The organism is Candidatus Fukatsuia endosymbiont of Tuberolachnus salignus (assembly GCF_964030845.1).
GTDB classification, from domain to species: domain Bacteria; phylum Pseudomonadota; class Gammaproteobacteria; order Enterobacterales; family Enterobacteriaceae; genus Fukatsuia; species Fukatsuia symbiotica.
Map to the genome: position 1 here is coordinate 110,606 of NZ_OZ034983.1, position 18,568 is coordinate 129,173.

General features: G+C 45.3%; 17 protein-coding genes and 3 pseudogenes. 9 read left to right on the forward strand and 11 right to left on the reverse strand.

The window, feature by feature from the left end; genetic code table 11:
- Window positions 1–8: 8 nt before the first annotated feature.
- The gene (locus AAHH42_RS00570; RefSeq protein WP_342221486.1) at window positions 9–3,896 is read left to right on the forward strand and encodes a conjugative transfer relaxase/helicase TraI domain-containing protein; all 3,888 of its coding nucleotides are present in this window, start codon (window positions 9–11) and stop codon (window positions 3,894–3,896) included.
- Between the two features lie 238 nt (window positions 3,897–4,134).
- Here the strand turns inward: AAHH42_RS00570 and AAHH42_RS00575 are convergent, their stop codons facing one another.
- The 7 genes and pseudogenes from AAHH42_RS00575 to AAHH42_RS00600 form a co-directional block, all read right to left on the reverse strand.
- Entirely contained in the window at window positions 4,135–4,542 is a 408-nt protein-coding gene (locus AAHH42_RS00575; protein ID WP_342221487.1) for a PIN domain-containing protein, read from the reverse strand.
- Window positions 4,529–4,765, reverse strand: a complete 237-nt coding sequence (locus tag AAHH42_RS00580; protein ID WP_119797651.1) for an AbrB/MazE/SpoVT family DNA-binding domain-containing protein — start codon at window positions 4,763–4,765, stop codon at window positions 4,529–4,531. Before AAHH42_RS00580 ends, AAHH42_RS00575 begins: the two co-directional genes overlap by 14 nt.
- Before the next feature lie 378 nt (window positions 4,766–5,143).
- Window positions 5,144–5,315, reverse strand: a pseudogene (locus AAHH42_RS14690) (IS1/IS1595 family N-terminal zinc-binding domain-containing protein); the annotation flags it as partial.
- 10 nt (window positions 5,316–5,325) lie between these two features.
- Window positions 5,326–5,604 (reverse strand): annotated as a pseudogene (locus AAHH42_RS00585) (integrase core domain-containing protein); the annotation flags it as partial.
- A gap of 136 nt (window positions 5,605–5,740) precedes the next feature.
- Window positions 5,741–5,965, reverse strand: a pseudogene (locus tag AAHH42_RS00590) (IS21 family transposase); the annotation flags it as partial.
- Between the two features lie 342 nt (window positions 5,966–6,307).
- Window positions 6,308–8,008: an endonuclease/exonuclease/phosphatase family protein gene (locus AAHH42_RS00595; RefSeq protein ID WP_342221488.1), complete on the reverse strand. Its 1,701-nt coding sequence runs from the start codon at window positions 8,006–8,008 to the stop codon at window positions 6,308–6,310.
- A 323-nt stretch (window positions 8,009–8,331) separates the two neighbouring features.
- Window positions 8,332–8,802, reverse strand: coding sequence for an Hsp20 family protein (locus AAHH42_RS00600; RefSeq protein ID WP_342221489.1), 471 nt, complete (start codon window positions 8,800–8,802; stop codon window positions 8,332–8,334).
- 639 nt (window positions 8,803–9,441) lie between these two features.
- On the opposite strand from AAHH42_RS00600, the gene AAHH42_RS00605 reads away from it, so the two are divergent.
- The 8 genes from AAHH42_RS00605 to AAHH42_RS00640 all read left to right on the forward strand — a co-directional run bounded on the left by AAHH42_RS00605 (window position 9,442) and on the right by AAHH42_RS00640 (window position 16,157).
- Complete coding sequence (locus tag AAHH42_RS00605; protein ID WP_342221490.1) at window positions 9,442–11,106, forward strand: Mu transposase C-terminal domain-containing protein; 1,665 nt, start codon at window positions 9,442–9,444, stop codon at window positions 11,104–11,106.
- Window positions 11,107–11,108: 2 nt separating this feature from the next.
- A complete protein-coding gene (locus AAHH42_RS00610; protein WP_342221491.1) occupies window positions 11,109–12,017 on the forward strand; it encodes a TniB family NTP-binding protein in 909 nt (302 codons plus the stop codon).
- Window positions 12,014–13,186, forward strand: a complete 1,173-nt coding sequence (locus AAHH42_RS00615) for a TniQ family protein (protein ID WP_119797645.1) — start codon at window positions 12,014–12,016, stop codon at window positions 13,184–13,186. The genes AAHH42_RS00610 and AAHH42_RS00615 overlap by 4 nt, the downstream gene beginning before the upstream one ends.
- Window positions 13,187–13,301: 115 nt before the next feature.
- Entirely contained in the window at window positions 13,302–13,916 is a 615-nt protein-coding gene (locus tag AAHH42_RS00620) for a recombinase family protein (protein ID WP_119797644.1), read from the forward strand.
- A 114-nt stretch (window positions 13,917–14,030) separates the two neighbouring features.
- A complete protein-coding gene (locus AAHH42_RS00625) occupies window positions 14,031–14,399 on the forward strand; it encodes an IS630 transposase-related protein (protein WP_119797643.1) in 369 nt (122 codons plus the stop codon).
- Window positions 14,380–14,853: an IS630 family transposase gene (locus tag AAHH42_RS00630; RefSeq protein ID WP_205411517.1), complete on the forward strand. Its 474-nt coding sequence runs from the start codon at window positions 14,380–14,382 to the stop codon at window positions 14,851–14,853. The genes AAHH42_RS00625 and AAHH42_RS00630 overlap by 20 nt, the downstream gene beginning before the upstream one ends.
- Before the next feature lie 401 nt (window positions 14,854–15,254).
- Window positions 15,255–15,548 (forward strand): plasmid mobilization protein, encoded by a 294-nt coding sequence (locus AAHH42_RS00635; protein ID WP_342221492.1) that lies wholly within the window; start codon window positions 15,255–15,257, stop codon window positions 15,546–15,548.
- A gap of 321 nt (window positions 15,549–15,869) precedes the next feature.
- A complete protein-coding gene (locus tag AAHH42_RS00640; RefSeq protein ID WP_119797640.1) occupies window positions 15,870–16,157 on the forward strand; it encodes a hypothetical protein in 288 nt (95 codons plus the stop codon).
- Between the two features lie 108 nt (window positions 16,158–16,265).
- Here the strand turns inward: AAHH42_RS00640 and AAHH42_RS00645 are convergent, their stop codons facing one another.
- The 4 genes from AAHH42_RS00645 to AAHH42_RS00660 form a co-directional block, all read right to left on the reverse strand.
- Window positions 16,266–16,577 carry a DNA-binding protein gene (locus tag AAHH42_RS00645; protein ID WP_119963683.1) on the reverse strand — a complete coding sequence of 104 codons (312 nt, stop codon included), beginning with the start codon at window positions 16,575–16,577 and terminating at the stop codon, window positions 16,266–16,268.
- Between the two features lie 12 nt (window positions 16,578–16,589).
- Complete coding sequence (locus AAHH42_RS00650; protein WP_119797639.1) at window positions 16,590–16,913, reverse strand: type II toxin-antitoxin system RelE/ParE family toxin; 324 nt, start codon at window positions 16,911–16,913, stop codon at window positions 16,590–16,592.
- A gap of 37 nt (window positions 16,914–16,950) precedes the next feature.
- Window positions 16,951–17,208: a hypothetical protein gene (locus AAHH42_RS00655; RefSeq protein ID WP_119797638.1), complete on the reverse strand. Its 258-nt coding sequence runs from the start codon at window positions 17,206–17,208 to the stop codon at window positions 16,951–16,953.
- A 455-nt stretch (window positions 17,209–17,663) separates the two neighbouring features.
- On the reverse strand, window positions 17,664–18,488 hold the full coding sequence (locus AAHH42_RS00660) for an N-acetylmuramoyl-L-alanine amidase (protein ID WP_342221493.1): 825 nt from the start codon (window positions 18,486–18,488) through the stop codon (window positions 17,664–17,666).
- Between the last annotated feature and the right edge of the window lie 80 nt (window positions 18,489–18,568).

The following is an 18,568-nucleotide window of genomic DNA, read 5'->3' on the forward strand; positions in this document are numbered from 1 at the left end:
AATCCCCAGTGGCGATCTTATCTGGACAAGGAGGTGCCGCCGTTTGGCGCGAGCGTATCACGGAGGCGGTGATGATGACCAACGATCAAGGAAGGGAGGTAAGGATCCTGGCAGCAGACCGACGCAGTGGTGCCTGGCTAGCGCAGGACAAACATATTGCTGGTCGGGTGATGGTGCGTAGCCAGCTTACAGGTGAATTCGCCTTGCTACCACAAAGTACTCTGGTCATCGACCAGGCCGAAAAACTGACACTGAAAGAAACACTGCTGTTACTGGAAAAGGGACAAGAACAGAGCGTGCAGCTACTGTTTATAAACAGTGAGCAACGTCCTGGAACAGGCAATGCGCTATCGGTACTAAAAGAGGCAGGTGTCCCCCATTATCAGCTTTACGGCAGCCAGCCATTAGCCACCGTTGTTGTCAGTGAAAGCGATAAACGTATCCGATATGAAGTCATGGCCTCAGAGTATGCAGCCATGAAGTCGGCAAAAACAGAGGTGGTTGCCCAGGTTAACGGGCAAAGGGAGCAGGCAACACTCACCGCAGCAATACGCACCCAATTAAAAGGATCCGGTCAATTGGGTGAAGTCGATACCACAATATCAGTACTACATCCGGTTTGGTTGGACAGAAAAAGCCGCCATCAACGTGAAAATTATCGCGCTGGTATGGTGATGGAGCAGTGGGATAATGAAAAGAAAACGATGCACCGCTATCAGATAGACAGGGTGATAGATAGCACCAATACCCTGCAGCTAACCAGTGAAACCGGCCATGTGCGTGCCGAAAAAATTAACAAGCTGGACAGCAGTTGGAGCCTGTTTGCACAAAAACAAATGACTATTGCGGTCGGAGAACAGCTCAGGGCGGTTGGGCGAGAAATGAAAGGGAAAATAAAAGCCCATGAAACACTGAAAGTCACCGCCATCAGTAAAACGGGTGTTACTGTAGAAAGACAGGGCAACAGTTTCACATTGGACAGATCGCGTGCCCTCAAATTGTTACCCGATTATGTTGAAAGCGTGGGAGCTAGCGTCAGTGACAAAAATCAGATATTGGCTGCCTTCAGCGCCCGTGATTTAAATGCCGCGACACTTAATCAACTGGCGAGAAGTGGTGACAAAGCAACACTGTACACTGCCATGCCGTTGGATCGCGTAGAAAAACGCTTAGCCAGTCATCCACATTATCGTTTAGCCAGCGAACAGGTTAAAGCACAAGCGGGTATGGATAATCTGGATAAGGCCATCCGCCGGAACAGAGAAAATTTATTATCGCCGGTACAGCAATCGGTGGCATTAGGATTGAGTCGCGTTCAAACTCAGGGGATTGCTTTCTCAGATCTTACGCTCATTTCAGCGTCCTTGGGATGGTCGCCTGAAGTAACAGTTAACCAGATTAAAGCTGAAATTGAGCAGCAAAAAAAGCAGGGCGACCTGATCAGTCTGTCACCGATTGCCGGTGTGGGTACCGGGCTGTTGGTGTCACGCGTGACCTATGAGATGGAAAAATCCATCCTCCGCACCATCGCTCAGGGCAAAAATGCTGTTCCACCGCTCATGGCGGCTATTCCACAGCAATACCTGGAGGGGTTGACTGACGGCCAGAAAGCAGCAACATCGATGATCCTGAAAAGTGCCGATCAATTCCTGGCTATCCAGGGGTTTGCGGGTACAGGGAAAACCACTCAATTTAAAGCAGTGATGGCCGCTATAGATAGCTTACCGGAAAATCAGCGACCACAAATGATGGGTCTCGCCCCGACACACCGCGCCGTTCATGAAATGCAAGGAGCAGGTATTTGCTCACAAACACTGGCTTCCTTTCTCAGTGAAGCACGTCAACAAGCATTAGCCGGTGAAGCGCCAGATTATCACAATACGGTATTTATCATTGATGAGTCTTCGATGATCGGGAACCGGGATATGGCCGAGTTGTATCAGCAGATCAGCCGTGGCCACGGACGGGCGATTAGCAGCGGGGATAGCGCCCAGCTACAGGCGATTGCTCCCGGCCAGCCCTTTAAGTTGATGCAACAACGCAGCGCCATTGACATCGCAATAATGAAAGACATCGTACGCCAGACGCCAGCATTGAAAACAGCTATCTATAGCATGATAGAAGGAAATACCCGCGAAGCCTTAAACCGCATAGAAACAGTGACACCTGACCGCATACCCCGCCAGCCACAGGCATGGATACCCACTGCATCGGTGATAGAGTTTAAACAAGATCAGAAAAAACAGGCAAACACAGTGTCACAGCAGAAAAGCCGCGCTGCGCCCATTGACGTGATCAGTGCTATCAGTCAGGATTATACCGGACGTACTGTTGATACCAGAAACCATACGCTCATCGTGGCGCATCTCAACGATGATCGTCATGCCATTAACGCGCAAATTCATCAGCAACTCCAGGCGGCGGGCGAGCTTGGCCATACCGAATACTTATTATCCATTCTGGAGCCTGTGCGCATATTACATCATGAATTACGCCGTGCTAAGGGTTTCTCTGTGCATGTTAACAATATCGTGCTAATGAACAACCAGTATTACACCGTGGCCAAGATAGATGATAAAGCTGGGGTGGTTACTCTGCGTGATAGCGAGGGAAAAGCGCAGCTAATATCAAATTTTGAGAACAGCACACAGGCTATTGCACTGTATAAACCGCGAGAAATTCTTGTCAGTACCGGTGACAAGTTACGTTTTACCCGCAGTGATAATGACCGAGGCTATGTGGCTAATAGTCTGTGGCAAGTGAGCAAAATAGAAAACAACGGCAGCATCACTCTCACTGACGGCGAACACAACAAGCACTTGGATCCAAAGCAAGCTATTGAAGATCGGCATATTGATTTAGCCTATGCCGTCACCTCTTACGGCGCACAAGGTGCCAGCTCCCGCTATGTTATTACGCTGGAAGGAACAGAAAGGGGCAGGAAAAATATGGCCACCCGAGAGGGAGGTTATGTGACACTCTCTCGCGCAAAAGAACATGTGCAGGTGTATACCGACGACCGAGAGAAATGGTTGAGGGCACTAGAACAGCAGAAAAAATACCCTACCGCCCATGATTTACTGCATTCTGCGGATGATAAAGCCGCTCAGATTGCGGCGCGATTGATGGCAAGCGCCACACCGATGCAAAATACCGCACTGGGACGCAAATTATTACAAACACGTGGCCTGGGATCGGGAGAATCAATGGCAAAATTGATTGTGCCCGGGCGTCAATATCCCACCCCTCATATGGCATTGCCGGTATGGGACAGCAACGGTAAACGCGCCGGGGTTTACCTAGATGAAATCCGACTGCAACAAGAAGGAAGTAAAATAGAACTAAACCACCAACCACGAGTGCTGGGCAGTCAGGATGCTAGATTTGCGGGCTTACAGATCAGTCGTAATGGAGAAACGAGACTCGCAGCGGATATCCATCAAGCTATACGACTCGCGCATGTTTACCCAGAAAGCGGGGTGATAATCCGTTTATCAGGTGTTGGGATACCAAGTAACGTTAACCGTATCACCGGTAATATTCTGGTTCCTGAGGATGAAACCACACGTCAGGCACAAACACCACCTGATGATCCCCTACCCTTTATCCACGATGACGTGGAAAAATATGCCGCTGAACAAGAGAAAAAAGCCAGGGACATCGCACAACAACAGCCTGAGCAAGAAAATCAGGCGATAGCTATCGAAAAAGCAGCGAAGATCATTCAGGAAGAAGCGGCGCAGAATGCATTGAAATCAATGAAATCGGATCCCTCAAGTAAAGATAATGATGCGCTCAATAAGGTCGTGCAAGATGTTGCCCAGACAACATTGTCTTCTGAACGGTTGCAGAAGCTAGAACGGGATATAGTTAAAAAGAAAACATTCGAGGAATAGAAAGAAACTAACACCTATGTAGAGAAAAACACCTATCGATTGAGGGCACTGAGTTTGACTGTCAGGGAATGTAGCAACAGTCTAAGTAGTTTTCAGTCGCCTATTGGAGCACCCCAAATTTTATTTCGTCTTTAGAATGAAATCATGCTTTCATTCTAAAGAATTAATGCAGAAGGTTTTTAATGCGTTGGAGGAAACCATCTTTATTTTTGTCCGTTCAAAATGCATGACTAAAACATTACCTGAATGGATTGCAAAGCCGTAAATTTTCTTCAATCAGAAGACCATGATGCATATCTTCAGTATAAAGGGTACGGCAACGTTCTGTCATGGCAGCGGCGACAATACAGTCATCGTAGAATGACAGATAATGACGTTCTGCAATTTGGCGAGCACCATCATGTATTGCTTCAGTTGGCACCACACGGCAAAAATTACGTACTAATTCCAGAAATTGTCCGATTTCTTGCCAACTCATCTTGAGCTTGCGAACGCAAACCGATGTCACTTCATTAAGTACCTGCACACTGATGGTTGGCTTTCCCTTAAGTAACATTTCTACGGTATCAGCTTTAGCGGTATCTTGCGATAGTAGATAAAGCAGGATATTACTGTCAATAAACATCTTACTCTTAATTGCGCTCATTAGCTTCATCACGATTAAAATGGAAATTGACAGGCAGCTTACCGCGGAACGTACGCAGACGCTCTAGCAAATTAGTATCAACTTTCTGTTTCTTGCGTACCGAAAAAACCCGGGGTTCATCAACGATAATTTCAATTGAATCACCTTCACGGAGTTCAAGCAATTTAATTAATTCTGACGGCAGGCGTACAGCCAAACTATTACCCCACTTTGCTACTTGCATTATATCTTCCTCTTATAGATATACATTTGTCATGTATATCATCTCTCATTAAAAGGAACGACCGCAAGTATTAATCAAAGAATGTCTGATAATGTCAGACAATTAAAAATAAGTGTGACACCCTTAATTATTGACAGCACGCTTTCATTTTTTCAACGGCCGCTTTTGATCTGGCTTGCATGGAAGGGCTAGGCGGTGTTGCGTTGGGACTGTTGTGCTCACGACTACGCCCCTGTTCGGGGGTTTTTCTCCTGGTCAGGGTGCGCCTGTTAACCACACTACCGGGGCTAAGTTTTGAATAAGTTCATTCTATGTAAATTCTTTTAAAATTATATTTATTCCAATTAGTTAATTGATATAACTTTGTTAACAGTGCCATAACACTCTTGCTGTGTCTCGAATACTTGAGTTATTCATTACTATATCAACAAGTTGCTCTTATGACCCCAGATTGACAGGTCTTATAGCAATAATCAAGTTGAAATGTGCGGTTGCAGGACAGGCAACGAAAACGGGGATGCCCACCGCTTCCTATCCCATGTTTTTTCACGTCACTGGTTTTACCACAGTAGCGGCAACGGTGTCAACACTACTCGACTATCATTAGCACTAGCATCCCAAGGGGTTTTGCCATAACAATACCTGCCTGAATGAGGTCGCTCTCTGTTGTAAAATGCGAGCCATTTATCGATGTCTTGCTGAATGTCTTCCAGTGATGAATAAATTTTACGCCGAAACATCATGTTATAGCCTTCATTTTTCATCGTATTATGAAACCGCTCACAGAACCCATTGGCCTGCGGGCTATACGCCTTCGTCCGTGTATGCTCGATATCTTCCCGTTGCGTTTTTCTATCCCGTCAATCTGACTGTCATAGATACCGTCTTGCTTAAGCCTTGGCAAACGCTATTTTTTCATCAAAAGGAACGCCGGATTTCAGTACGCCATACGCCAGTTGGATAGATACCGTCTTTTCCCTCATAGCCTCGCGCTTGAAGTTCGCGAAATAACACAGTGGCAGGGATCCAGTAAGGTTTTGCTGCTTTAATCCGTTCGAGTAAATAAAATTTAAAGGGTTCCCGTTTTGATAACGGTGCAGTACGCTGGCTGTAACGGGGTGTTCTGGCGATATTACGTAAATAACGGCGTACCGTATTACGTGATAGGTGAAGCTGTTTAGCGATGGCTCGAATATTCATCCCTTGTCGATGTAACACGTGAATTTCCACTAGTCACTCCTGAATCAGCATTTTATTTACACCGCCAATTTTTATGTTAAAAAGGCGGCAATTTTTCCTCAGGTGGGTCAATTTTCAATTGTCATTAGTGGGTCAGTTTTACATTGCTGGTGACAACATATTTTTATCTTTGAATTTAATCATAATAGATAGTGATATAGTGTTCAGTAAATACGCTCTAACCCATATCGTTATACACATCTTTTAAAAATCCTTTTAAAACAGCAAATTAAGAAAAACAAGGTTAGTGGTTAACTGATTGATTTATAAAGATTTTTAAAAGATGTGTATAACGATATGGCTCTAACCTCTCCGACAACGACCGGTTGGCCGCAAAAATAAATGAATAAATAAAACAATAATATGATCAGATAATGTACGTTCAGAAACAGTAGTTGTTAATGTCGCTTGATTTTCTATGCCAGTCCCTGTTATAGCATAATCAAGAATTCTGTCACCACCACCAAAGTGAGTAGGACTGGCTGGTATGGCAAATCCACGCTCTATGTTTAATGGAGCGTTAGTTAATCTTAAATCATCTGGCGCTGTATTGTAATCGCCCATAATTACCCATGTTGCATTTACATTATCATTTACAATTCGGCTCATATAGTTTTCTATTACACTAATCACAGATGGAGACTCATTATTTCTGTGTGCACCCGCATGTATATTAAAAAAATAATCATTTCCGCGTCGAATACCGATAACAGGTCGAGTAGCATTATCAACAGGCCCAACAATGAAAACTTCATCTGCTTTATATCTGGAAACAATAGCCATACTGGTTCTGTTATATTGATTTCCGTTCTCTACGTGATAAACATACACATCATTTGGTCGATAATTGGTACCAAGAGCCCACAGATTTTGGGTTAATTCTATATTATTATTTGAGGAAATTAATTCTTGTGGAGCTCTATCAGAAACAGTCGACACAGATTTAGGGAGTGCTCCACACTCCTGTAAAGCAAATATATCTACATTAGAATGATTAGAGATAACTTTTACTTCATTGGCAATTATATTTCCCCATTTACCTTCGTTATGGTTCGCTCCTTGCATATTCCACGAAGCAATTTTATAGTCAGAAAAGTGATATGGAGATAAAATATCATCATCTATACATGATGATATTTCCTGAATAAACCAATTCTTACCTTCTTTAGCTTGTCCATAGAAGAACTGACGACCGTTTATGTAAAATGGAAATTGACTATCATAATAGTGAGCCCAAAATCCATGATCTATTTCTCGTCCCATTGTACCATTAGATGACAGTTTTTGAATAAACCAGTTATTGCCCTCTTTAGCTTGCCCATATAAGAAGTGATTATCCCTTATGTAAAAATGAAATTGACTATCATAATAGTGAGCCCAAGTACCATGAGCTGTTTTACTACCCATTTTACCATTAGATGACAGTTCCTGAATAAACCAGTTATTGCCCTCTTTGGCTTGTCCATAGAAGAACTGACGACCATTTATGTAAAATGGAAATTGACATCCATAATATGTTGACCAAAATCCATGATCTATTTCTCCTCCCATTGTACCATCAGATGACAGTTCCTGAATAAACCAGTTATTACCCTCTTTGGCTTGTCCATAGAAGAACTGACGACCATTTATGTAAAATGGAAATTGACACCCATAATATGTTGACCAAAATCCATGATCTATTTCTCGTCCCATTTTACCATAAGACAGCAGTTCCTGAATAAACCAGTTATTGCCCTCTTTGGCTTGTCCATAGAAGAACTGACGACCATTTATTTTAAAAGGAAACTGACAGTTATAATAGTGGGCCCAAGTACCATGAGCTGTTTTACTACCCATTGTACCATTGGGTAACAGTTCGTGAATAAACCAACTATTATCATCTTCAGATTGTCCATAGAAGAATTGCCGACCATTTATGTTGAAAGGAAATTGACAACCATAATATTTTGACCAAAATCCATGATCTATTTCGTTGTTCATGTTTGCTTTTTTATTAACCATATAATAAAACTCCAAATAATATTAATAGATTATGCTATGCGTGGAAGTGCAGTACTGATACTTCTTGAACTTAGTTGACTTAGTATCGCTCGCATACGTTGCTCTCTGGCTAAAATCACCACTTTTTCTGCTTTCGCTCTGTCAGCATTACCTCGACGATTTATGCTCCACGCTTCCTCCCCACATTTGGGCGCCCTTATGCAGTTGCGCTTCACTTCATTTGCCGTGATCAGCTTATGGCGGGACTTTCACCCACAGGAATACGCCCATGCTGGACGCACAAAACAAGGGCGCTAAGTTTAAGCGGCATGGTGTTCAAGCACTCAGCCTGATTCATTTTGCATACCAATGGCAATTTTCTGCGGTTTCTCCTGTTCAGGAATATCATAAGTAAATTGCAGTGTTAATAATCCTTTATCCAGACTCGCCTGTTGAATCGTTATCCGATGCTCAAGACTGAAACTTAAGGAAAACTCACTTTTTCTAATACCCTGATGCAACCATTTGATGCCGTCTTTTTCTTCGTTAGCATCTGTTTCCTCAACCTTCGGTTTACCGCTAATGGTTAACTGGTTATTGAGCACCGAAATATCCAGTTCATCCTGCGTATAACAGGGTACGCTCACGGTCATTTCATAATGCGCTTTGTCTTTTTTCAGCAGATTATAGGCAGGCGTATCCGCAATAGGCTTTTCACCCGTTAAACGGCTAAACAGATTATCCATCTGCGTAAAACGGTCAGAAAGTAGATGATTGCTCAATGCCGGAATAAGAGAGAAAGAACGATAAGCCATAACATCCTCCTTTAACATATATCTAACATTCAATGCAAACTTATGCTCATACCATTCACATAGGGGCATTTGATACGTTTTCAAGTAGACTTGTTGCCTAATAAATAAACGAACATTTTTTAGGCATTTTTAGGGGTGCGTTTTGCATTACCTCGTGCGAAAAAATCGCTTAGAGGCCCTTCTATGACGCCCACTGTTGCTTAATAAACACTAATGTACTATTAGGCAACAAGTCTAATAAATGACAATCAGCTCGCCTTTATCTTTCCTGGCTTGCCATCCATCCTTTCCGGCTCACATTATTTGACAATCAAAATTACCTTCCAGACCATCCAGTAAACCAACGTTTGATGGATCTTTTACTTTCTTCCCAATTGTCATTTTCAGAAGGCAACTGCACGGAATATCAAAAGCCGACTGCACTGATAGTTTAAAATCCAAGGGTGCCAAAACGTACGATAACAAGATAACTAAATGAATTTATTAATTAAAAACCTTTATCTTTAGAAGGCCAGTGCCCCATTTCATTAACCCAAACCTAACCTTGTGCAGTCACCTTCTGACAGCATAATATCAGTAGTCAACTGCACCGTTTTGGATTATGCTCAATACTCCTCTTCCCTACAGTGAGGCTTGAGCATGGGCTCCGAGGAGCACCAGATTACCGAGCAAGGTGTATTAACTTTGCCAGAAGCTACGTGGCGTGAAGCACAAAGACGGCAGCAAGTCATTGCTCCACTGGCAGCTCAGGAAGGAATTAGTCACCAAGCCGCTGATGACGCCGCCCAACAATTAGGGCTGTCCCGTCGCCATATCTATGAACTAGTGCGCCGCTACCGGCAGGGTGCTGGGTTGCTGACCGATCTAGCCCCCGGCCAGTCTAGCGGCGGCAAAGGCAAACAACGCTTGCCAGAGCAGATTGAGCACATTATCCGTGAGCTATTGCATAAACGCTTTTTGACCAAGCAGAAACGCAGTTTGGCCGCGCTCTATCGAGAAATCGTACAGGCTTGCAAAACCCAAAAGCTACGGGCGCCAGCACGCAACACCGTTTCCCTGAGGATTGCCAGACTCGACCCTAGGAAAATAGCGCGCCGCCGGGAAGGTCAAAATGCGTCCCGCGCCTTGCAAAGTGTTGGCGGTGTTCCTCCAAAAGTTGCAATGCCACTGGAGCAGGTGCAGATTGATCATACAGTCATCGACTTGATCATCGTTGATGAACGTGATCGGCAGCCAATCGGCCGTCCTTACCTAACAATCGCCATCGACGTGTTCACTCGCTGTGTACTTGGTATTGTGGTTACGCTAGAGGCACCGTCTGCTGTCTCTGTTGGCCTCTGCCTGACACAGGTTGCCTGTGATAAACGGCCCTGGCTGGAACACTTGGAGGTGGAAATGGACTGGCCGATGAGCGGTAAGCCACAGCATCTCTATCTAGACAATGCCGCTGAATTTAAAAGTGAGGTGCTACGCCGTGGCTGCGAGCAACACGGCATTCAGTTAAATTATCGTCCGCCAGGCCAACCACACTACGGCGGTATCGTGGAAAGGATCATAGGCACAGCGATGAAAATGGTCCACGATGAATTACCAGGAACAACCTTTTCAAACCCTGAACAGCGTGGTACATACAATTCGGAGAGTATGGCAACTCTGACGCTGCGTGAACTGGAGAGATGGCTTACGCTGGCGGTAGGTACCTACCATGGTTCGATACACAGCAGTCTGCTTCAAACACCGGCCGCATGCTGGGCAGAAGCTGTTGTGTGTGTCGGCGTACCGAGCATCATCACTCATGTCACGGCTTTTCTGGTCGATTTTCTTCCTGTCATCCGCCGCATCTTAATCCGGACCGGCTTTGTCATTGATTACATTCACTACTATGCAGACGCACTCAAACCGTGGATAGCCCGACGTGACTGCTTACCTCCCTTCCTGATTCGACGTGATCCTCGCGATATCAGTCGAATCTGGGTGTTGGAGCCAGAGGGTAAAAACTACCTGGAAGTTCCCTACCGTACCTTGTCCCACCCAGCTGTCACCCTATGGGAACAGCGTCAAGCATTGACAAAGCTACGCCAGCTTGGGCGTGAACAGGTGGACGAATCAGCACTGTTTTACATGATCAGGCAAATGAGAGATATCGTCACCACGGCTCAGCAGAATACACGCAGGACGAGGCGTGATGCGGTGCGCCGACAGCATCTCAAGGAGTTGCCAGCACCTAGCAAGCCTGCTCCGCCAGAATCGGACGTTGCTGACTCACAGAAGGCCCTGCCGTTTGACCAGATCGAGGAGTGGTAGCTATGGATGAGTTCCCTATCACTGACCTGTCTCACTTGCTGCCAGCAGCACAGGGTTTAGCCAGGCTGCCCGCTGTCGAGAGGATCCAGCGCATCCGCGCCGACCGATGGATTGGTTACCCACGTGCGCTTGAAGCGTTAAGCAGACTGGAAACTCTGTATGCATGGCCAAACAAACAGCGTATGCCCAACTTGCTACTTGTTGGTCCAACCAACAACGGCAAGTCGATGATCATAGAAAAATTCCGCCGCAGCCATCCTGGTAGCTCAAATGATAACCAGGAACATATCCCAGTATTGAGCGTACAGATGCCATCCGAGCCTTCAGTTTCCCGCTTTTACGTGGCATTGCTTGCCGCGATGGGTGCGCCTATAAGGCCACGTCAACGGTTACTGGAAATGGAACAACTATCGCTCGAATTACTACGCCGTATTGGCGTACGCATGCTGATGATTGATGAGCTGCATAATGTCCTGGCTGGGAATAGCGGCACCCGCCGGGAATTTCTCAACCTATTGCGCTTTCTCGGCAATGAGCTGCGTGTCCCACTAGTAGGGGTCGGCACACGTGATGCCTACCTTGCCATTCGTTCAGACGACCAGTTAGAAAATAGATTCTCTCCTGTCATATTGCCGTTGTGGGAAGTCAATGATGATTGTTGCTCATTGCTCGCCAGCTTCGCTGCTTCTCTCCCATTGCGACGATACTCCCCCATTGCCACGCAGGATATGGCTCGCTATCTGCTTGCTCGTAGCGAGGGTACGATCGGAGAACTGACGCATTTGCTGATAGCAGCCGCTGTGTCTGCTGTGGAAAGCGGAGAGGAGTCAATTAACCCCCGTACGCTCAGTATGAGCAATTATGCAGGCCCTAGCGAGCGGCGTCGGCAATTCGAGCGGGAGTTGATGTGAAACCAGCGCATCGCTGGCCGTTGCACCCTGCGCCTAAAGAAGGCGAAGCTTTATCCTCATGGCTTAATCGTATCGCCGGTTGCTATCAGATGAATGGACATGATTTGCTGGAGCATGACCTCGGCCACGGTCAGGTTAATGACCTAGATCTGGCGCCACCCCTGTCACTGCTGACAGCGCTAGCACAGAGAAGTGGCGTAGGTCTGGAACGGTTACACTGCATGAGTTTTTCCTGCTGGATGCCGTGGTTACTGGACAGCCTAGATGATGAGGTTACGTCAGCCCTGGAAACCTATGTTTTCCAATTTTCGGTGTTGCTGCCGAAGAAAAACCGAAAAGTGAGGCACATTGCAAGTTGGCGCGCCTGGCTGCCTATGCAGTCAATCCATCGAGCATGCCCGATCTGCCTAAACGATTCGGTAGACCACCCAATACTACTTGCGTGGCAGCTACCATTGATGCTGAGTTGCCCAACGCATGGCTGCTGGCTAGAGCCCTATTTGGGAGGGCCATGGCAGTTCATGTGTTGGGAAACCAAATCTTGTGAACCTCGAGAGGCCAGCGAGCCGATTTTGGTGATGGATCGGCGCACTTGGCAGGCGCTGACGGCTGGCTGTGTAGAGTTGCCTCGTCGGCGTGTCCACGCTGGACTCTGGTTTCGGTTGTTGCGGACGCTGCTGGATGAACTAAACACACCGCTTTCGTACTGTGGCTCTTATGGTAGGGATATCCGTTACGTTTGGGAACAAAGCGGATATCCCTTACGCGCCAAGCAAACTTTGTGGCATCCCTACGAGAGCCTCAATACTTCGGTGCAGTTGCAAATGCTGGAGGCAGCAGCTACCGCGATACATTTAGTCGAATCGAGAATGTTAAGTCCATACGGGGAGCAAGCGGAATTGTTTCTGACGGAACCACAGACCAAGTTTATAAATGGTCTACAACCGACGGATACTGGGAAAAATGAACCTATCAATTATTGGCGAGAAGCGGCTAAAGCGATCGAAGAAGCCATTATCGAAGCGAGGCACAATCCTGAAGCGGCCCGCTCGCTATTCTGGCTGGCTTCATACGGGCAGCATGACCCAGATTATCTGAAGCAACTACATGCTTTGTTTACCGAAGTAAAAATTCCGCTAGAATTTCTGTCACATTATGACCATAAATAACCCTTTGCATGTCTTAAATTAAATAACGGGTTAAGTGACAAGTTTTGACAGTCGCGCAGACTGCTTTCACAATGTCACGCAACCGACCGTATAAGTGACAGGAAAAGTAAAAAATATGCTGATGGGTTACATGCGGATATCCAAAGCCGATGGCAGCCAGACGACTAATCTGCAACGAGATGCACTGATTGTTTCTGGTGTTGATACATCCCAATTATATGAAGACCAAGCCTCGGGCAAACGCGAAGACCGCCCTGGATTGTCAGCCTGCCTAAAGGCGCTGCGCAAAGGGGATACGCTTGTTGTATGGAAGCTGGATCGGTTAGGCCGAGACCTACGACACTTGATTAATACTGTGCATGAATTGACTGGCCGAGGTATAGGTTTGAAAGTACTCACGGGTCACGGTGCAGCAATTGATACGACGACGGCATCTGGAAAACTGGTCTTTGGAATTTTTGCGGCACTGGCTGAATTTGAGCGTGAGCTGATTTCAGAGCGCACAGTGGCAGGACTAGCTTCAGCACGAGCGAGAGGCCGGAAAGGCGGACGTCCATTCAAGATAACTGCTGCTAAGTTGAGGTTGGCGATGTCTGCAATGGGTCAGCCTGAAACTAAGGTAAACGATTTGTGCGAAGAGTTAGGCATTACTCGGCAAACACTTTACCGACACGTGTCGCCTAAGGGAGAACTGCGGTCAGATGGCGTAAAATTTTTTGCTAAAAATTAAATCTAGTTGAATAGTTTTTATAGGTAGCAAAGTAGTGCAGTCGGCTTTTGATATTTAGTGCAGTCGGTTTCTGAAAATGACAAGGCTCGCTATAAATTGATGTAAAATACAAGGATGACTTATCCATTGAAATTTCGCCAACATGTCTTGGCAATCAAAGAACAAGAAAAGCTTACGTATGCGCAAACAGCGGAACGTTTTGTCGTCGGCATGGCCAGTCTGATGCGCTGGGCTAACCGAATAGAGCCCTGTATGACGCGTAATAAACCTGCGACGAAGATAGATAGAGAAGTTCTCACACAAGATGTTGCTACTTATCCTGATGCTTATCAGTTCGAACGTGCGCAGCGGCTGGGTGTAAGTGCCCGTGGTATCGGTGATGCCCTGAAACGACTGGGATTAACCTGTAAAAAAAACGCTGCAGCATCCCAAAGCCAAGGCACAAGCCAGAGAGGCTTTCCAGATAAGGCTCCAAAATTATAAGACAGCGGGTCATCCCATTATTTATATTGACGAAAGTGGATTTTCACATGATATGCCACGCCGTTATGGTTATTCGCCTAAAGGTCAGCGTTGTTACGGTCAACATAATTGGCAGGCCAGAGGGCGTACTAACATCATGGGTGCCTTGCTTGAGAAAGCATTGCTAACGGTTTGTGCGTTCACCAGTAACATCAACAGCGATATTTTCCATGCCTGGATAACGCAGGACTTATTGCCTAAAGTACCACTGAATTCCGTCATGGTGATGGACAATGCGAGTTTTCACAAACGTAAAGATATTCAGGATGCAATAAAAAATGCCGGTTTTATTCTTGAATATCTTCCCGTTTATTCGCCTGATTTGAATCCCATTGAGAAGAAATGGGCTCATGCCAAAGCACGGCGTAGAAAAGAGAGGTGTGATGTCGATCACCTGTTTTCCTTCTTTAATTAAGTCATTTTATAACACCGCTGCTATATTGGTTACCACTTTAACCATCGCAAGTACAGTCCAAGATTGTTTTAACTCTTTCTGACTTATCATTGTTATTTAATCGGACCTAAAACCAAGAATTTCTATTCACCACCAGAGTGACCGAGTTTCTCTGTAATTTCAGATGATATTCCGCTTCCTCGAACGGCTTTCGCTGCGCGAAAACCATTCTTGCGGCGAGCGGTCTCTATTTTTTTAAAACAAATTTTTTTAATTCTTTTTTAAGGGCCGGAGTTTTGTCAATGTGGGCGAAGCCCCCCGTCAGGGCTTGGCATTGACAAAATGAAGACCCGATTACCCTGTTAAATGGGGGATGGTTTCCCGAAGGGAGGCCATCCCCCATGCTAAGCGGGGGGTTGAACTTGACCTTGGGGGGTGCCAGGGGGCGGAGCCCTCTGGCAAGCCCCGATGTTGCTGGGGTCAGGTTTTCTGGTACGGAGTGGGAGCGGCTTCAACAACTTTCAAAATCGGCAGAAATGTCGATGTCTGAGTTTGTTCGCAATCATTTAGGTAAAGTTAGCGTGAGGAACCGAAACGATGAAAGAAAGCAAGTAGCTATGCTCAATCGCATCAATGCCAACTTAAACATGATTAAGTACTGGAAAAAGTTTGAATATCAAGCCACCAGGGAAAAAGACACAGCAACATTTCGATGACTTTCGTAGTGAAGTAAACGCAAAGTACGGATTAGCTGATCCCACAGATCCAAATCGAATAAGAAACATGAAGACCCCCAATCATATCCTCAAAATCACCGTAGAGGCCACCAGAAGAGGCGATAAGCCATCAGATGATGTTCGGGATACTCTTGGATGCGATCTTGTCTCAGAGAGCCGTAAATGGGCTTATACGCAATCGTGAAGATGTGATAGTTCAAGTGAAAAAATTAGATTTTGAAATAACCCGTACGGGAAATGACTATATCACTGCTTGTGAACCAGAGAGCGGTAAACGCTGGAGATTGAAAGGGGCACTGTATGCAAGAGACTACAGCGTTAGCCGAACGATTGAAAAATCAGATAGCGCAAGAGAACGAGACTATTCAAAACCTGACAAGGCAGCAGCTCAAAGATTTACGCAACGCCTTAACCACCATATTGGAGCAAGAGCTGAGTACCATCAAAACCGATATCCACAGCCAGAACGAAAGTATGGGCTGGAAAGTAGTCCGCAATCGGATTTTTTGGCCGTTATTGATCGGATTGAGCCTCTCTCTAGGTATCTTCGGCGGCAGTTGGCTGACGATGAATTACAGAAGCAAGTAAACAACTTAAGCAATCAGCTGATGGAATTGAGCAAACTCTACAAAACGAACAGACGTTGAATTCAACTATTCGTCACCAACAGGTACGAGTTAAGAAGCACGAGCCATACTATGGCCCCAGTTTTTGATATCTCACAGGTTGAACAGCAAGACGTAAACCCATAACGCGTAAGATCGCGTTTAAGCTTTTGATTTCAGGATTACCCCTCGCAGACAAAGTGCGATAGAGCTGGTTTGAATTCAACTCTGCCTCCTTTGCCACTACGCGAACGCCCCCGAAGGCCTTAGCCATCTGGCGCATAGCAATCAGTAGCTCGGCTTGCTCACCATCTTCGAGGATGCCATTAAGCAGTTCAGCTGCATAAGCAGGGTCTTTACGGAATACCTCGGCCATTGCATCGTCGTGTGATCTATCTTTCATTAGCCAACTCTCCTATCCACTATTACGTTTCCATTCGCGCCAATATTCACATGCGCGGGTTATGTCTACGTCCTGCTTACGTTTGTCTCCACCGCACAGCAGCAGAATGATTGTCAAGCCAGCTTTAGCGTAATAGACTCGATACCCAGGACCAATATCGATACGTAATTCCCAGACGCCTTCACGTAAAAACCTGTGGTCGCCGAAATTACCCAGCTCTACACGCATGATACGGCGGTCAATAGCAATCTTGGCCTTGATATCGCGTACCTGCTCACGCCACTCATCAAAAAGGTCGTTTCCATTGTTGTCGATGTAGTGTCGTATTTCGTTCATATCTCACATTATCGTTTATAAACGATAATTTATCAAGTTAAACTGGCATCGGTGCTTTTGAGGCTGTCTCAATAAAACACCAATACCTCAAAAACGGCTTAAAAATACAGCATGAAAATGTATTATTCTTGGGTATCACTTTTGTATTCTTTAGTCTTTGAATAGCAATAGAATAATCTTCCAGATCTAAAACTTGTTTGTTGAGTATTTCATTCGTAAATACAAGTTGATCAATCATTTCAAATAATGCACCTAGATCATCGTTGTGTACTTGCGTAAAATCACCGTTAGCCATAATAGCCTCTTTCGTAGGTTGTTGTGGTTAGCAGTCTTTCAGAGGAGATAACTCTGTCAGGCTGCGTTAGTTTTTACAGAGTGTTATTTAGCGAAGACATGAACACGGGCGAGAAAATTGATGGTATTCAGATACGCAATCCATTTGTTAACGATGTATAAAAAAAGTAATGGCCTTAGGTAGAGTTCCAATTTAGCACTATCGAACAAAATTTAATAGAAGGCTAATGAATGAACCCAAACAATGTCACGATAAACTTTAAGATATAATTTATCTATAGAAAATGAATTGTTCCGTATCCAATATGAAGCATTATCTAAGATTACTTTAACTACTGAACAAACTATTTTCCGTTAAGCCGAGTTTATTCGTAATGATTCTAAGATGATCTGCCGTCAGTTCATGATAATGTCAAACAAATAGCCTCCCTAAAAAGAGATTTTGCTGAGTGGTTGCTAAATGACACTGCTGGTATTTTGGGTGGTGGTTGGGTTTTCTGCCGGATAATTGAAATATTTTTTCACTAATGCCGCTAATATAGCACTCGTTTCTATATCGAGTTCGCCATCATAGCGACTTTGGCGAAAATGCAGTTGAAAGGCGCGGACAAGCTTTTTATAGACAGCTGAATCAGTAGCGGCGCCACTGGTGTCATAACCGTATTTTTTAAAACGGATCAACATGTCAGCCTGAGTTAATGGAGCTGTAGTGAACTGCTCCATATAGGCAGATTTCATTTCTTCATCATACCAGGCGCCTACACCCGCATCAAAGAGTGTTTTCCAGGGAAACGCGGCACCAGGGTCACTTTTGCGTCCCACCGCAATATCAGCATGACCGACCACGTGAGTGGGGGAGATGTCAGAGTAGCGTTGGAGAATATCCAAGGATAATGCTTTCACTGCCTCTATTTGGCGATCATTAAAAGGAGGAAAGGTGAATACACCTTGTATATCAGTCGCCTGATTAACTATTTCGATCCCAATCGCGCTATCGTTAAGGTTGGTGCGGTTTCCCCAGGTGCTGGTGCCGGCATGCCAGGCACGGTCTTTTTCATCCACCAGATTAAAAATTTGTTGATCTTTAAAACCGGCATTGATATACGAACGATCCGTCGGATCGGGGACAAGATAATGCGCACTGGCTGCTCCGCCCGTTAAGCTGTTTACGGAAGCTGAAAAATTAGCGGCAGTGTAATGCATGACCAGAAAGCGAATGCGGTCATTGTAACCTTTGTCAGGTCTTCTCAATGATCGATACGTGTTAAAATTAATATTCATAGTGGTTTCTTCAATGACTATATTAAAAATTAAGATTAAATACTGAAGGTGATGGACCGTTTCTCCATATTGTTGTAACA

What these genes read in the sequence shown, in the direction of transcription:
- AAHH42_RS00655 (WP_119797638.1), bottom strand. Translation starts at nt 17,208, where the DNA reads ATGGCTAACGGTGATTTTACGCAAGTACACAACGATGATCTAGGTGCA.
- AAHH42_RS00650 (WP_119797639.1), bottom strand. Translation starts at nt 16,913, where the DNA reads ATGAACGAAATACGACACTACATCGACAACAATGGAAACGACCTTTTT.
- AAHH42_RS00625 (WP_119797643.1), top strand. Translation starts at nt 14,031, where the DNA reads ATGACTTATCCATTGAAATTTCGCCAACATGTCTTGGCAATCAAAGAA.
- AAHH42_RS00575 (WP_342221487.1), bottom strand. Translation starts at nt 4,542, where the DNA reads ATGAGCGCAATTAAGAGTAAGATGTTTATTGACAGTAATATCCTGCTT.
- AAHH42_RS00640 (WP_119797640.1), top strand. Translation starts at nt 15,870, where the DNA reads ATGCAAGAGACTACAGCGTTAGCCGAACGATTGAAAAATCAGATAGCG.
- AAHH42_RS00600 (WP_342221489.1), bottom strand. Translation starts at nt 8,802, where the DNA reads ATGGCTTATCGTTCTTTCTCTCTTATTCCGGCATTGAGCAATCATCTA.
- AAHH42_RS00595 (WP_342221488.1), bottom strand. Translation starts at nt 8,008, where the DNA reads ATGGTTAATAAAAAAGCAAACATGAACAACGAAATAGATCATGGATTT.
- AAHH42_RS00605 (WP_342221490.1), top strand. Translation starts at nt 9,442, where the DNA reads ATGGGCTCCGAGGAGCACCAGATTACCGAGCAAGGTGTATTAACTTTG.
- AAHH42_RS00580 (WP_119797651.1), bottom strand. Translation starts at nt 4,765, where the DNA reads ATGCAAGTAGCAAAGTGGGGTAATAGTTTGGCTGTACGCCTGCCGTCA.
- AAHH42_RS00610 (WP_342221491.1), top strand. Translation starts at nt 11,109, where the DNA reads ATGGATGAGTTCCCTATCACTGACCTGTCTCACTTGCTGCCAGCAGCA.
- AAHH42_RS00620 (WP_119797644.1), top strand. Translation starts at nt 13,302, where the DNA reads ATGCTGATGGGTTACATGCGGATATCCAAAGCCGATGGCAGCCAGACG.
- AAHH42_RS00660 (WP_342221493.1), bottom strand. Translation starts at nt 18,488, where the DNA reads ATGAATATTAATTTTAACACGTATCGATCATTGAGAAGACCTGACAAA.
- AAHH42_RS00645 (WP_119963683.1), bottom strand. Translation starts at nt 16,577, where the DNA reads ATGAAAGATAGATCACACGACGATGCAATGGCCGAGGTATTCCGTAAA.